We start from the raw sequence: 13,820 nt of genomic DNA, 5'->3' as shown, positions 1-13,820 counted from the left end.
CAGAGACGGCCTCGGAGTTCAGATGAAACTCGCTCGATCGATCCAAATCGATGCCATAGACGCTGCACTGTTGAGTGCGGTCCCGCCGATTGAAGCTTGGCAGCATCCTTCGCGGGTGCCGCTGTCGTTAGCCCAGCACGGGCTTTGGCACGATGTCGCGCGGTGAAGTACCTCGCGAGCCGCGTTGCAGTGACGCATTTCGGCAGCATCGTAGAGATGTCTGACACACGCGATTTGTTCGCGACGCCCTTGCACCCTTACGCGAGCCTGACCGATCGGCGTTCCGTGCCCGATGCCGACGCAAAGCGAGATGACCTCACGTTAGCCGGCGAAATCCCAAGCTCTATCGATTTCGCCCCCAGATGCAGGCTGCGCGGGCGTTCTCCCCATCTGAGCAGAAAGACCGCCCTTGAAGGAGCTCGCGCCGGGCCCATTCGTCGCCTCTCATCTTGGCTCAGAGCTGGTCGCTTGATTTCTGGTCCGTCACAACAAGGAGAAGAATGAATTATGGCTGTTGTCCGATTTGTATTTGCCGCATTAAAGCCGGGTGTCAGCGCGGCAGACTATGAACGCTTCGAACGCGAGGTGGACTATGTCACCGCCGCCAAAATGAAAACTATCGTCAACTATTGTACGCACCGCATTACCGAAACCGGAGCTGGCCTATCGGGCGGCCCGTGGGATTATGTCGAGCGCATTGAGGTGACGGATCGCGCGGCCTATCAAGCTGAATTGGCTGTGGTCGGCAAGGAAATGCTCGACGAACTCTATGAGAAGTATCTCGACAGATCCAAGACAGTGTCGGTCTGGACGGAACGCATCAAACCATGAGTTTGGCCGGCCCGGGCTTCATCGGAAAGGTTTCCCTCGTCATCGGTTCGTCCTCGGACGCCCGGGAGGAGCTCGCGCGTTAATTCGCGCGGCTCGGAGCGCTGTGGCCGTCGACTGTCGATCCACTTTCGAAGCTGCGCAATAAGTCGTCAGGGCCAGTCGGCGGAAGGGACATGCGGCGAGCGCCTTTTGCTGCCGCTGAAGTCCAACAGGTTGCCACCGATGCGGCCGAGCAGCTCGGGATGGTTGCGATCCTCGTCAACAATGCGCAATCATTTACCGACACTCCATTGCTTGAATGGAGGAGCGCAGTGGGATGCGGTATTGGCTATAACCTCAAGGCACGATCCTGCTCGTGTAGCGCTTGCGCCGGCAATGATACCGCAAAGGCCTGGGCGGTGCTCGATATCGGCGCCAAGAATCAGCCCGATCGCATTCGAATCTACGATCCAACCGCATCGTTTCTGGTCCGAACCTAGTGAACCATCAATTTCGCCTGGCCTGCACGCGCGTTGATATCGTCAGCTCGTCGCCGGAGGCGAGCGCGGAGATCGCGGTGATATGCGAGCGCTCCAGGCCGCCGGTCGCGATCACGAGCTTGTCTTTGGACTTACAAGAATCTCGGCGCGACCTATCTCCGCGACCTCCTTTCGGAGGCTCGCGCCGCATCCCGCGGTATGGATGCGGATGTTGCGATTCGACTCATGGTCGTTCTCGTTCCATACCCGTGCAGCACTGAAGATGGCGCTGCCGGCGGATGGACGTTGTTGCCGAAGATCGGCCAAGCTCCGATTACTCCGCGATTGGCTCCTCGCTGAACATGCAACACAGATCCTGAAAATCTGTGCAACAGTCCGGCAGTCGCCGAAAATATGCCGAAAAGATGAGGCGCTTTCCGGTTGGTCGGTAGTGTCCATGATGGCAGATTCTCGGCCTGAATTGCAGTTAGGCTGGCGTGAGGTTTTCCGCAACCGGCCGTTTCAGACGGGGAGGAAACTCACGGTGTCACAAACATTCATCCCGCACGCACCAACGGTCAAATCGCGCATCGGCACGATTTTGCGTGCGACGAGCGGCAATTTCCTCGAGCAGTTCGATTTTTTTCTGTTCGGCTTTTACGCCAGCGCCATTGGGAAGGCGTTCTTCCCGTCTGAGAGCGAAACCGCTTCGCTGCTCAACACGTTCGGCGTGTTCTGGCTGGGCGCCTTGATGCGTCCGGTCGTCGCGATCGTGCTCGGAGCCTATATTGAGAAGGCCTGATCGTCACGCTCTCAATCATGGCAATCGGCACCGTGATCATCGCCTTCTGTCCCAGTTACGAGACAATCGGCATTGCCGCACCCGTTATCGTGCTGCTCGGACGGCTTCTGCAGGGCTTTTCTGCGGGCATCGAAGTCGGCGGCGTTTCGGTATACCTGTCGGAGATCGCAACCCGGGCAAGCGCGGTTTTTACATCTCGTTCCAGTCCTCCAGCCAGCAGGTCGCGATCTTTGTCGCGGCGATCGTGGGCTACGTGCTGAACGAATCGATGCCAGTCGAAACAGTAGCCGCCTGGGGCTGGCGCATCCCTTTCTTTCTCGGCTGCCTAATCATTCCGCTTATCGTTTCCTCCGCCGCACGCTGGAGAAACGCCGGCATTTCTGGCGATGAAGAAGCATCCCACGGCCCGCGAGGTCTTTGCTTCGGCACTCGCCAACTGGCGGATCGTCATCCTCGGCATGATGATCGCTATCCTGACCACAACGACCTTCTATTTCGTCACCGTTTACAAGCCCACATTCGGCAAAAACGTCTTGAAGCTGTCACAGGACGCGCTCTTGGTGACGCTTTTGGTCGCCGTGACGAGCTTTATATATGGAATCCAATTGGCGGCGCCATCTCTGACCGAATCGGCCGCAAGCCGGTTCTGCTAGCCATTGCCGGCCTTGCGTTAGTGACCGCCTAACCGGCATTGCACTGGCTGGTAAGCACCCCTACTTTCGGCAAGATGCTCGTGGTGGCTATGATGTTCTCGTTCTACTTCGGCATCTATAGCAGCACTATGCTGGGCGCTTTTGTCGAGATTGTGCCGAAGCATGTGCGCACAACCTGTTTCTCCCTGGCCTTCGCACTCGCGGCCGCCTTGTTCGGCACCTTTAGGCCACTGGCCTCGACTTGGCTGATCGACCGACCCGATGACAAAGCTTCACCCGGCTTTTGGCTGATGTTCGCAGCCGTGCTCGGCATCATCGCGGCACTCACCGTCTATCCCGAACGGCAAGCCTCGAGAGTTGCGAAGCCGTCACGGCCTGAGCGGCCCAACAGCGTTTTAGGCGTGCAAGCCACACCGCACTAGCCGGCGTCCGAACCGCTGACCGGGCGAAGCGTCGAGCTTCTGTGACTCGTGTGCTCCTTGTCTTCGGTGCCCTGCCAGCATTCGTTGCTGGCAGGGCGGGAGTACGGCCGGACTACTTCTTTAACGAAAGGTGCGCCTCGCCAACGAAAACTCAAATAGTTGTATTCGATCTAGTTCTTACACATGATCAGTTGCTGATTTACGGCACCACCAGAATGATCACCAGCGTGGTCACCGCCGCTGTGATAGGCGCTCCCGCTATGCTCGCCTGGTCCAGAGTCGAAATGAGAAAAACTTCATCGCTCTGCATCTATGATCATCGAAGTGTAAAGTGCCCTAACCGCGCCGTGTTCAGGTGAGAGGACTTAAGATAATGGAGCTTCTTTTTCAGCTCGGCCAAATCTCTCAACCTCGCCTGCTTTGAAGAGCCACGTGGCCATGCCAACAATGCCGAGCACAGTGGTTGTGATGGCAGCTGAACTGGCAAACATATTCATAGCGGTTCGCTCCTCTTCGCTTTCCCGTTCAGGCGACGATGACAAAATGCCCGATCATACCACTCCAGCAGTTCAAGAGAGCTGCCAAACAGCTCCCGAATAAGGACATTGACCTTTTCTGGCGAAAAGTTGGGCTAGACATCTTTTAGCTTCACTAGCCGCAACGGCGCGACGGGGGGAGCGGGATTGGAGTGCGCGGCCAGATGGATCGAACCAACGAAGGCCCTTGTTAGGCGCCATCGCAGCTGTAGCTCGCCGTAGCCGCCGTGTCGCTGGCGCCATTCGATGTCGCGGGCGGCTCGCCGATGAGCCGGGAGCGCCGCATTCGATGCGACCGTCAACTGTAGTCTTGGCATGGCCTTGGTGTTCGACTCGTAGTGGCGTGGCAAGAGCATTCAGCAGGAGCGACTAACTGCAGGAATGGGCTCTCGTGGGGCCGACCCTTGATGTAGGCAGGTGGGACGTCGGCCAGATAACGGGCTATAGAACAGCTAGTCCTTTACGTGCATCGAATGCTCGAAGTTCACATTTCTGGCTCCCATGTTTTCGCTTGAGCTAGTGCTGATTCAGCGCCAGGCGCGCGGTAAGCGGAAGCCTCCATTGCCGAAGAGTCCGGTCCATGACCACACATCGCCAAAGGATTTTGAGTCCGACTTCTCCTCCCCCGCCTTTGGCCTGCCACCGATGCGCGCGAAGTTCAGGATCGCCTTCGAGACGAGCTGCGGATGGGTGAGGAGAAAGTTGTCCGGCTCGGTGTGCATCAGCGCCGGCATATCCTTGTACTTTTTCAGATCCTCATACGACTCGTTCAGCATCTTCTTGTATAGTGAAAAACTATTCGACGTGCTGCGACCGCCGCGCGACTTCACACGGAAGATCGCTTCCGCGGCAATTCGTCCAGAGATCATCGCAACGTTCAGATGCCCGCGATGGCTGGTATTGTTGAGCTCGGCGGCATCCCCGACCACCACCCAGCCCTTGCCGTAGAGCTGGGGTATGGTGTTGTAGCCCCGTTTCGCGATGAGGTGCGCGGAATATTCCTTGAGCTCTGAGCCGTTGATTAGTGGCACCACCGACGGATATCGCTTGAAGCGATTGAGTAGCCCGTAAGGCGTTTCGCCCGTTCGCTGGAGATCGGAGACGAGGCAGCCGATGCCGAGTGAGATGCACTCCCTATTCGCATAGATGAAACCCATGCCGGTCATGCCGCGCGAGATGGTGCCGGCGGCCTCGATCACGACCCCTTCGTCGCGCTTGAGATTGAAACGGGCTTCGATGGTCTCGCGCGGCAAAAGGTGCATTTCCTTGACCTGCAGAGCAACCTGATCGGGCGTCGGCCGCTCGCGCAAGCCCGCACACGTCCCGAGCAAGCCATTGACGCCCTCGGCGAGCACCACTACATCGGCGTGGATTATGCCGTCCTGGCGGTCGGTACGCACACCAATGACGCGGCCACGGCGGTTCTGCGCCAGCTCCGTAACTGTAGTCTGGTACAAGACGGTGGCGCCGGCCTCCCTCACCTTCCGGGAGAACCATTTATCGAATAGGGCGCGGATAACGATATACCGGTTCGGTCGCTCGTCGTTGCAGTCGTTGAAACGGTAGCGCAGCCCGATATGGGAGCGCCTATCCATTAACCAAAAGCGCTGCTCGACAAGGCGGCGCTCGAGCGGCGCGTCCTCGCGGAAATCGGGGGTCAGCTGTTCCACGATGTCCGCATCGAGGATGGCAGTCTGCACGTTCTTTGATCCGGAATATTCGCCGCGCTCGAGCTGCAGCACCTTCATGCCACGCTTGGCCATGGTCAGCGCCGCCGCGTTGCCGGCCATTCCGGCGCCAACCACGATGGCATCGAAACTCTGTTCGATCACGGGGCCTCTCCTTTGTTCAGTGACGCATGATTTCAAAATGTACGCTCGCCTGCTACGCGGTAGCGTGAATGCGGCGACCGCCGGAGGCGGCGAGATCAAGGCCCAAGATCGTGGCTCCCAACAGCAGGATCTCCGACTTGTGGGTGTTGACAAGATCGGTCAACGCCATGCTGTAGGACTGGTTGCGGTAATCTGCGAGCATGTTGTCGGCGACGAGATGGACAAGGTCCTCGGCGTAGGAGAAGAATTCGACCGCGGCGCTGCGTGTCGCCTCGCCGTCCGGACCGATCTCGACGGCCGCGAGAACAACCTCCAGTTTCTCAGCAAGCTTGCTGCTCTCCCCCATCAGCTTCCAGGAGATTGGATGCACCTGCCCGCGCTCCTGTTCGATGAAGACCAGACATGCTTGTCAGCGTTGAATGCCCCGGCAGCGCCTTCTTGGCGGCGCGCCGTTGCGCAGGCAACGCGGGAGCTCTTATCACGTCGCTCATCGCCAAGACCCTTCAGATCAGGCATCGCGGGCTAGCGCCGCAAGGTCGGTTTCAAGCTTGGGCTGATGCTTGAAGATGGCGTCGATCAATGCTTGCGCCGGCTGCTCGGCGGCCTCTACCAGCACCGCCTTCTCAGCGCGCGCGGACGGCGCGAAGACACGCTTGACGATGGTCGGCGAGCCCTTGAGACCGCATTTGGAGATGTCCTCGACACCGGCCTCCTGCGCACTCCATTTCACGATCGGCGTCCGGGCGGCACGCAATGCATCGGCCATGGCGCCGCGGCGAATCTGGTTGGTTGCCTCCAGCATGGTGATGAGACACGGCAGGCTGGTGCGAAGGACCTGGACGCCACCTTCGGAGCGCCGTTCCGTTTCAATTGTGCGTGCGGTGAGATCCAGGGCCCTGATCTTTGCGACGTAGGTAAGCTGCAGCACACCGAGCCGCTTCGCGACGCCGGGCCCAACCTGCGCGGTGTCGCCGTCGATGGTCTGCTTACCGGTGAAGATGAGGTCCGGCGGGCCATATTCCTTGCCGATTTTGCGGATGGCGGTCGCCAGCGCGTAAGTCGTTGCCAGCGTATCGGCGCCCGCAAAGCAGCGGTCGGTGAGCAGTACGGCGCGATCGGCGCCAAAGGTCAGCGCTTTGCGTAATGAGTCCTCGGCTGATGACGGCCCCATTGTAAGGACGGTGATCTCGCCGCCGAACTTATCGCGCAGCTCCAACGCGGCCTCGAGCGCGAAGAGGTCGTATGGATTAATGATGGTCGGCACGCCCTGACGCATGATCGTGTTGGTCACGGGGTGCACGCGGATCTGCGCGGAGTCGGGAACCTGCTTGATGCAGACGACGTTGTGCATGTGCTTCTCCAGACGTTGCAACGGCTGGCGAAGAGAACAGCAAGTGTCGTACCATTGCGCGAATTTCAAAATCAGGCAGCAATACAATGGCCTTTGGGAAGCGTCATGTCACTGTAGCTTGACGTTCGCCGGCGGAATTGCGACATTCGTCGTGACTACGACAGCCCGGTTCGCGCGGCCTGATTTGTCGTTAATCTGGATCAAGGAGAGCGGCTCAAAACGGGACGCGCTTTGCTCGAGTCGATCCATACGCGATCCCGAGTCTCCGCAGCGGCCGCTGCGCTCACGAGAGAGCGTAAGCGCTGAGCCGACTGCACTGGACGATGCTTCGCATCGCCAGGGGCAAGACCAGCGCCGCAATAAGCTTGCGGCGCCTGCGACCGCCTGGCACACGGCGGTCCCTTCGCGCGCAGGCCCGCATCGCGCAGCGGTCGCTGCATATGACGCCGGGCAAATTGAACGAGGTCGAACACCCGATGGTCTCGCTGACTATATCCGGCGTGAGCTAATGGTCGATGGCGACACGGCCAACGAATTCGCGATGACAGCGCCGCGTTCGCACGACCGTTGCGGGCATGGGACCGCCGGTGGTCGCGCGGGCTGATCTCGAGGATGACAAAATCGGGCCGACGCGGGGGTCGCATCCGATCGTGATCGGGTCCAAGTCCGCGCCAAACCAACCAAGCCTCTATGTCTGTTTCTCCAGCTATTCGCCCCAACGGCGATGGTCACGGCCCCGACATACCCCAAGTCCGACACTCCTTTCACAAGCGCTTGATCTCGATGCCATATTTCCTCAGGGCGTAGCCAATCTGGCGCGGCGTAAGTCCGAGCAGGCGCGCCGCCTTTGCCTGCACCCAGCCGGATCTTTCCATGGCCGCGATGACACGCTCGCGATCTGTCATCTTAGCACCACCTACGAGGGCTGCGCCGACTGGCGCTAGCGGAGCCAGCTCGCTGCCGAAAGGCGGGAGCGATGTAGCAGCCTCGGCCGGCGATGTGGCCGGCTTGGCGGGCACTGGTACGATCGGCCGCGGCTGCAGCGCTATCTCGTCCGATCCGCTCTTCCACAGCATCGCGGAAAGGCACTGGCCGTGGCAGCAGGCAAAGTCGTCTCTCACGATCGATGGCCCCGGTGCCAGAGTCGCGGTCCGCTGCACGCAATTCTCAAGCTCGCGGACATTTCCGGGAAAACCGCAGTTCATCAGTACTTCAATCGCACTCGTATCGAAGGTGAGCGTACGGCCGTTCTCGCTGTTGAAATTCCTGAGAAACTTGGTGGCGAGGAGCGGGATATCACCGCGCCTTTCGCGCAACGGCGGCAGCAGCAAGGGAACCACGTTGATGCGATAATAGAGGTCGGCGCGGAACTCGTTCCTTGCCACCGCCTCTTCCAGGTTCTTATTCGTCGCGGCAATCACGCGAACATCGACCTTAATGGTCTGGTTGCCGCCGACGCGCTCGAATTCCTGCTCCTGCAGCACGCGCAGTAGCTTTGCCTGGAACGAGGCCGAGATCTCGCCGATCTCGTCCAGAAATAGCGTCCCCTTGTCGGCGAGCTCGAAGCGACCCTTGCGCGTACTGAACGCGCCGGTAAAGGCACCCTTCTCATGACCGAACAATTCGGATTCCAGTACCGTCTCAGTCAGCGCCGCGCAATTGAGTTTTATGAAGGGCCGCTTGGCGCGCGCCGACTGCTCGTGAATGGCCTTGGCGACCAGCTCCTTTCCGGTACCGGACTCGCCGCGCAACAGCATCGTGCTGTTTGATTTGGCTACGACCGCGATCTTCTCGAGCAGCTTGCGCAACGCCGGGCTGTCGCCAATAATCCCCTCGACATGAACCTTCTTGCGCTCCCGCGCAGGCTGCTTGAGCTCGGACAATTCCTTTTGCAGCCGGTCCTTCTCCCCCATCAATCGCTCGCGGTCACACGCGAACAGGCGATGCAGCTTCACCGTCTGCCCCACTAGGTTGGCAATCATTGTGAGCAGCCGCACGTCGTAATCGAGCCGAACGCTCGACGCGTTGTCCAGGATGCGGTCGATCGTCAGCGTGCCCACGACATTCGCATCGATGCGAATGGGAACGCCAATGAACGACACTCGCATGTCGTCGGAGGCCCCGAGCACCTCCTTGTCCGCAGCACTAAAGGCCGGATGCACTGCTACGTTTTCGGCGACGAGCGGCTTGTCCGATGCCACGATCTCGTCGATTGCCTTCTGCGGCAGGCGCATCCGGTAGCGCTCGTCGCTGCCTTCGCTCCAGCCGGCGCCCACGGAAATATCCGGCACGCCATCATCGTGGAACAGTGAGACGATGCCGTGCCGCATCTGCACAAACGATTGCAGAAGATCGACGACGTTGGCCAGCGTGACTTCCAGCCGGCAGGGGGCGGTGAGTACTTTCGATATTTCGAAGATCCCGACAATCGCGCTCTCGTACAACGGCGCATCAGGGACCGCGTCGTCCGTCTCGGAGTTTGAGTTAGGCCTTTCGCGTACGGAAGGGATATGCAGCATGACGACGTCTCCGTTGTTATGACCATCCTCCCTGTCCTCCTGTTCGGATTTGCGAATATTGTGTTGCATGTCATCCTCGATCTCGCCGCCATTTTAGGATGACGCAAAAGATACCTTCTATTATGGCACGATGGTAAAACTTACAGCGCGTTGAGCGCGGCATGACGGTAAACTTACAGTGCTTTGACTTGCTTATTGTTCTCTGCTCTTCCGCACTTGTCGCTCGCATTCCGTGGGAACACGAATTCCATTGATGTAGATCAAATCAGCTGCGATTTGTTTGTTGCAGGTGCAGTCTATCACACGTGTTGGCCACCATTGATCGGCACCTCGGTGCCTGTGACATAACTTGCCGCATCCGAGCAAAGGAAGAAGATGACCTTCGCGACTTCTTCGGGTGTGCCCACTCGGCGCAGCGGAATATTTGGTACAAGGCGCGCTTCCGTGTTCGGCGACAAAATGTCTGTCTTGATCTCGCCGGGCGCAATCGCATTCACGCGAATGCCATGCGGTGCATAGTCGTACGCCATCTCGCGCGTGAGACACGCGAGCGCAGCTTTCGATGTCGCATAGGCAGAACCGGCAAACGGGTGCACCCGCGAGCCTGCGATTGAGGTCACGTTGACAATTGATCCGGTCGCTGCTTTCAGCTCGTCAAACAGGCCTTGCGCGAGCAGGATCGGCGCCACCAGATTGAGGTGGAACACCCTCATCCAGGTCTCGACTGACGTCGTCAACGCCGTCAGTCGTGCGCCATTCGGCGTCTTCGGTGAAATGCCGGCATTGTTGATCAATGCGTGCAATGGCGCGCCCGCGAGGCGCTCCTTGACCTCGGCGATGGCGCGCGCCAGCATCCGATGGTTGCTGAGGTCGACTTGGACATGGTTGTCGGCCCCTGACTCCCACGGGCAGCGCCCGCCATCGAACGGTTGGCGCGCGCAAGAAATGATGCGCCAGCCCGCTTCCGAAAACAGCTTTCCGGTGGCATGACCGATGCCGCGCGACGCGCCGGTTAGCACCAACGTCTTCTGTTCTCCCTGCTGGATGCGGACTCTATCGGTGTGAAACGGACAGCCCACGTCGGTCGCGGACGGTGGACCGGCGACCGCTTCGTCGTTTCTCAGATCGAGACTCAAACGCGCCTCCTATTCCCTTGCCCTCGCCCGTGAACGCGGTGCAGGATTTGGGCCAGTGCGATGCAGAGGAACGCTCGCACGTTTTTGCGGCCCAATGTCGCGTTCGCAACAGCTTGTCGGGTTCCACACATCATGCGCGTTTGCTTTCGGAACAGTAGCAAACGCTGGTGCACAAGCCGATTTTCGAGTCTCGCATAACGTGCGCGGCACCCCCCCATTTGGCTCCGCTCTTGCTCCATGGCCCTAATGCGCGCTGGTTTATCGAAAAATATTGTCAATGCGGTCGGGCCAGGTCCGTCAGCTAAATTGCTGCGCATATCAGAACCGCCGGCGAATTCGCTTAGTTCGCTCTCACACCGTTCGATGCGGAATGAGATATTGCTGTTGAGCAATCCGCCCCTCCTCTACCGGCCACGTCATTCCAATTCATCATTTCGTGATCGAACTGGGTCTCACGACAGGTGGCAGCAAGCTCTCCCCTGCAGGCGTTTCTCGGCGGCCTATCGCCATCGCAGTCTTCATTGAGCGTGGCGATATTGGGGCTCGCGGTCGGCTAGCTCGGCTTGCTGCTGCGGCGGCGGAGCTGCCAGGCAGGCATAGTTTCTCATCTCGATCGCGCAATCGACCGCGGCGACGGCCGAAACAGCGATTGACAGCCCTCGCATGAACGGCCGCTTCACAGCTCGAGGCCGCGATCCGCGAGCACCTTGTGCATTACCGCGCTCTTGATCTCGCGGGCGATCTCGTTGCGGATCTCGGCTCCGAGCACCCGCTCGGCATCGGCATCGTCTGTCAGGCCATCCTCGGCGAGCCGTCTATTCAGGCGGCTGTCGAACTCCTCTCCCATCGCATCGATGAGCCGCTCCTGCATCACTGCATGGTCACCGGGGGCGATGCGTCTCACCACGCTCTCCCAAGGTTGCCAGCGCCTTGCCAGATAGTCTCCGAATCCCGTCGCCTCCTGGTCCCGCACCGATGTCGCGGCCATGGCAACGTCGTCTTCTGTCACGTGAGAGATGTTCAAGAAGCGCATGTCTGGGGCGACGTGCCGCAGCTCCAGGGGGTCGCGCAGCTGGGTCTGGTAGGCAAGATAGACCTCGATCTCGTCGATGTCGGCGTCCGGGTCGGCACGGCGGAGCGAGTTGACCGTCTCGCGCGCGATCCCGTCCAGCGCCTCCAAGCGGAACATCACACGGCCGTGTTGGAGCAATTCGTCGAGCCGCCCGTCATAGGCTCCGTCCTCGACATCAGCGTTCAGGCGTGCGGTCTGCATGCCGTTCCAGGCCAAAGTGATGCGATCCTCGCAGCTGTCGCTCGCTCCTAAAGCCTGCTCGAAATAGTGCTCGCGCAATCGCGGCCTGGCCGCCGCTTGCCGCAGATCCTCGGCCACCGCCTGCCGGAACGCCTCGTTGCCATAGTTCACCGTGCCACGGAGCCTGTCGAGGAAGCGTGCGTAGTCCTGGGCACCTGGCTCTTCGGCGAAGCGCTGCCAGGCGGCCACCGTCCCAGTATCGCCCTCGAGCCAGTGCGCGACAACCTCGTGCAGCGGCCGCGGCTCGACTTCCACCGCTTCCTCGGCCATAGACAAAAAGATCTGCGGGCCGGCATAGTCCCCGGCATGCATGGCTGTCGCCAGGTTGGTCAGTACCCCCTCGGGCAGCGGATTATTCTCCAGATCAATGCTGGACTCACGGCCCAGCTGCGTCAGCAGGGTCTCTGGCACGCCGGTCAGCTGGTTGTTGCTGGCGCCGAGCCATAGGAGCTCGGCGGGGACCATCTCGGGCAGGCTCGTCAGCTGGTTATGGGTAACGCTGAGCCATTCGAGCTCGGCCGGGAGGGGCTCGGGCAGATTGGTCAGCTGATTGTAGTCGACGTTCAGGCGCTGGAGCCCGGCTGGAAGGTCGGGCAAGCTGGTCAGCCGATTGTTGCTGGCGTACAGCCGCTGGAGATCCGCTGGAAGGTCGGGCAGGCTGGTCAGCTGATTGTTGTCGACGTTCAGGCGCCGGAGCTCGGGCGGGAGGGGAGTGGACAAGGCGGTCAGGGACAGGGACGACAGATCCAGCGGCTCATCGACATCGCCCGCCTCCCGCCAAGCCCTCATTCGACTTACTGCCTCTTGCCGATCCTCGTCTTCGCCCTGCCCCTCTTCGGCAGTCCGGCCCACCAGGACCTGGTACTGCGACGAGGCGGGGTCGGCGGCGGACGCCTCCGCCTCCGTCAAGGCTTCGACCCACTGCGCCGCGGCCGGGGACCCTGGTTCGGAGGTTTCGGATTCGGAAGTCTCGGAAGGAGTGCCAGCGCCAAGCTGGGCCCGTTCTGCATTCATCGATGCCGTCTCTTCGGTAGCCAAGTGAAGGGAATGCGCTGGAGCGGTGCTTCTCGAAGTCGGTAGCTCTCACCATGGATGGTGATCACCGACCGGCGAAGCAGGCGATCACGGAGCGCGGTTAACACGCTGCGCCATTCGCCCACAGGGCAGTTGCAGCAAGACTAGTCCGTCCGGACGGAATCTACGGTTAACGAAAGGGTTTAGGGTTGTTTCGTTAAAGCAATACATCCCGTTCTCCTCTGCAGCAGATCAAGCGGACCTCTCAGTCCAGATAGACAGTATCTCAATGCTATAAGACTTAGCTGTCCATAAACTGACGAGTCTCGGAAGAGTCATAATGCGCCGATGGAAGCCCATCGACGTCTCTTGAAGCTGCAGCGTCAGTGGGGTCCACTGAAGAAAAACTGGCCACGGTCTGGCGTTCGGGACGCCTTTCGCGTAAAATGCGTGTCTTGGCTACAGCCTGCTCCGCAGACAGCTCGTCTTCAGTGGCGCCAATTTCCAGCTCTTCGAAGGTCAGCGCGCCAACTGGGTCGATCAGCCGCGATGATCGCTCCGATCCATGGCCGTAGATCTGGCGCTGGAGCTTGGCGATCCTAAGCTTCTGCTGGGCGATCAGCTGACCTTGCCCCAAGTTTTATCCAATCCTGAGTTCGCTCTGGTTATTGGATTTGCCCGGTCGGGCGGTGGGAGCGACGGGAGCTGGCGCGGAGCCTTCGGCATAGCGCAGCGCCAGATCCCGGCGCGGATGGCGGGTGAAGGCGAACTCGGACGGGGTCTTCCATCCGAGCCGCGAGTACGGCCGTGTGTTGTTGTAATCGGCTCGCCAACATCCGAGTGCGACGCGGGCCAGTGACGTGAACAGGGTCTCGTTCAACAACTCATCCCGCAACCGACCGTTGATGGGAAAGACGGCCCCGCTCCCTCGGAGCCGGCGATATATTGGCGATG

Annotated in this window: 10 protein-coding genes and 3 pseudogenes; 4 read left to right on the top strand and 9 right to left on the bottom strand. The window is 60.0% G+C overall.

From position 1 onward, the window contains the following. Window positions 1–216: 216 nt before the first annotated feature. The 4 genes and pseudogenes from CQ13_RS47270 to tcuC all read left to right on the top strand — a co-directional run bounded on the left by CQ13_RS47270 (window position 217) and on the right by tcuC (window position 3,166). Complete coding sequence (locus CQ13_RS47270; protein ID WP_430649717.1) at window positions 217–504, top strand: hypothetical protein; 288 nt, start codon at window positions 217–219, stop codon at window positions 502–504. A gap of 3 nt (window positions 505–507) precedes the next feature. Further along, window positions 508–831 (top strand): hypothetical protein, encoded by a 324-nt coding sequence (locus CQ13_RS27655; RefSeq protein WP_057845998.1) that lies wholly within the window; start codon window positions 508–510, stop codon window positions 829–831. A 173-nt stretch (window positions 832–1,004) separates the two neighbouring features. Continuing rightward, window positions 1,005–1,310, top strand: a complete 306-nt coding sequence (locus CQ13_RS43515; RefSeq protein ID WP_156433951.1) for a hypothetical protein — start codon at window positions 1,005–1,007, stop codon at window positions 1,308–1,310. Between the two features lie 523 nt (window positions 1,311–1,833). Then, window positions 1,834–3,166, top strand: a pseudogene (gene tcuC / locus CQ13_RS27650) (tricarballylate/proton symporter TcuC). 365 nt (window positions 3,167–3,531) lie between these two features. Here tcuC and CQ13_RS46520 read toward each other — a convergent pair. From CQ13_RS46520 to CQ13_RS27605, 9 genes and pseudogenes are all read right to left on the bottom strand, one after another. Next, the gene (locus CQ13_RS46520; RefSeq protein ID WP_283807530.1) at window positions 3,532–3,663 is read right to left on the bottom strand and encodes a hypothetical protein; all 132 of its coding nucleotides are present in this window, start codon (window positions 3,661–3,663) and stop codon (window positions 3,532–3,534) included. Window positions 3,664–4,229: 566 nt separating this feature from the next. After that, the gene (locus tag CQ13_RS27645; protein ID WP_057845997.1) at window positions 4,230–5,534 is read right to left on the bottom strand and encodes an FAD-dependent oxidoreductase; all 1,305 of its coding nucleotides are present in this window, start codon (window positions 5,532–5,534) and stop codon (window positions 4,230–4,232) included. A gap of 82 nt (window positions 5,535–5,616) precedes the next feature. Beyond that, a pseudogene (locus CQ13_RS27640) lies at window positions 5,617–6,025 on the bottom strand (electron transfer flavoprotein subunit alpha); the annotation flags it as partial. 17 nt (window positions 6,026–6,042) lie between these two features. Continuing rightward, a complete protein-coding gene (locus tag CQ13_RS27635) occupies window positions 6,043–6,885 on the bottom strand; it encodes an electron transfer flavoprotein subunit beta/FixA family protein (RefSeq protein ID WP_057845995.1) in 843 nt (280 codons plus the stop codon). Between the two features lie 764 nt (window positions 6,886–7,649). Beyond that, window positions 7,650–9,473 carry a nif-specific transcriptional activator NifA gene (gene nifA / locus CQ13_RS27625; RefSeq protein WP_057845993.1) on the bottom strand — a complete coding sequence of 608 codons (1,824 nt, stop codon included), beginning with the start codon at window positions 9,471–9,473 and terminating at the stop codon, window positions 7,650–7,652. A gap of 230 nt (window positions 9,474–9,703) precedes the next feature. Then, window positions 9,704–10,483, bottom strand: coding sequence for an SDR family NAD(P)-dependent oxidoreductase (locus CQ13_RS27620; RefSeq protein WP_430649716.1), 780 nt, complete (start codon window positions 10,481–10,483; stop codon window positions 9,704–9,706). A 733-nt stretch (window positions 10,484–11,216) separates the two neighbouring features. Continuing rightward, window positions 11,217–12,866 carry an NEL-type E3 ubiquitin ligase domain-containing protein gene (locus tag CQ13_RS27615; RefSeq protein WP_057845991.1) on the bottom strand — a complete coding sequence of 550 codons (1,650 nt, stop codon included), beginning with the start codon at window positions 12,864–12,866 and terminating at the stop codon, window positions 11,217–11,219. Window positions 12,867–13,281: 415 nt separating this feature from the next. Next, a pseudogene (locus CQ13_RS41610) lies at window positions 13,282–13,488 on the bottom strand (IS66 family transposase); the annotation flags it as partial. An 18-nt stretch (window positions 13,489–13,506) separates the two neighbouring features. After that, window positions 13,507–13,820: integrase core domain-containing protein (locus tag CQ13_RS27605; protein WP_156433950.1), on the bottom strand; the 314-nt coding region annotated here is incomplete at its 5' end.

It is taken from the genome of Bradyrhizobium retamae, assembly GCF_001440415.1.
In the GTDB taxonomy this organism is placed as follows: Bacteria; Pseudomonadota; Alphaproteobacteria; order Rhizobiales; family Xanthobacteraceae; genus Bradyrhizobium; species Bradyrhizobium retamae.
This window is presented reverse-complemented; position numbering and strand designations above follow the sequence as displayed.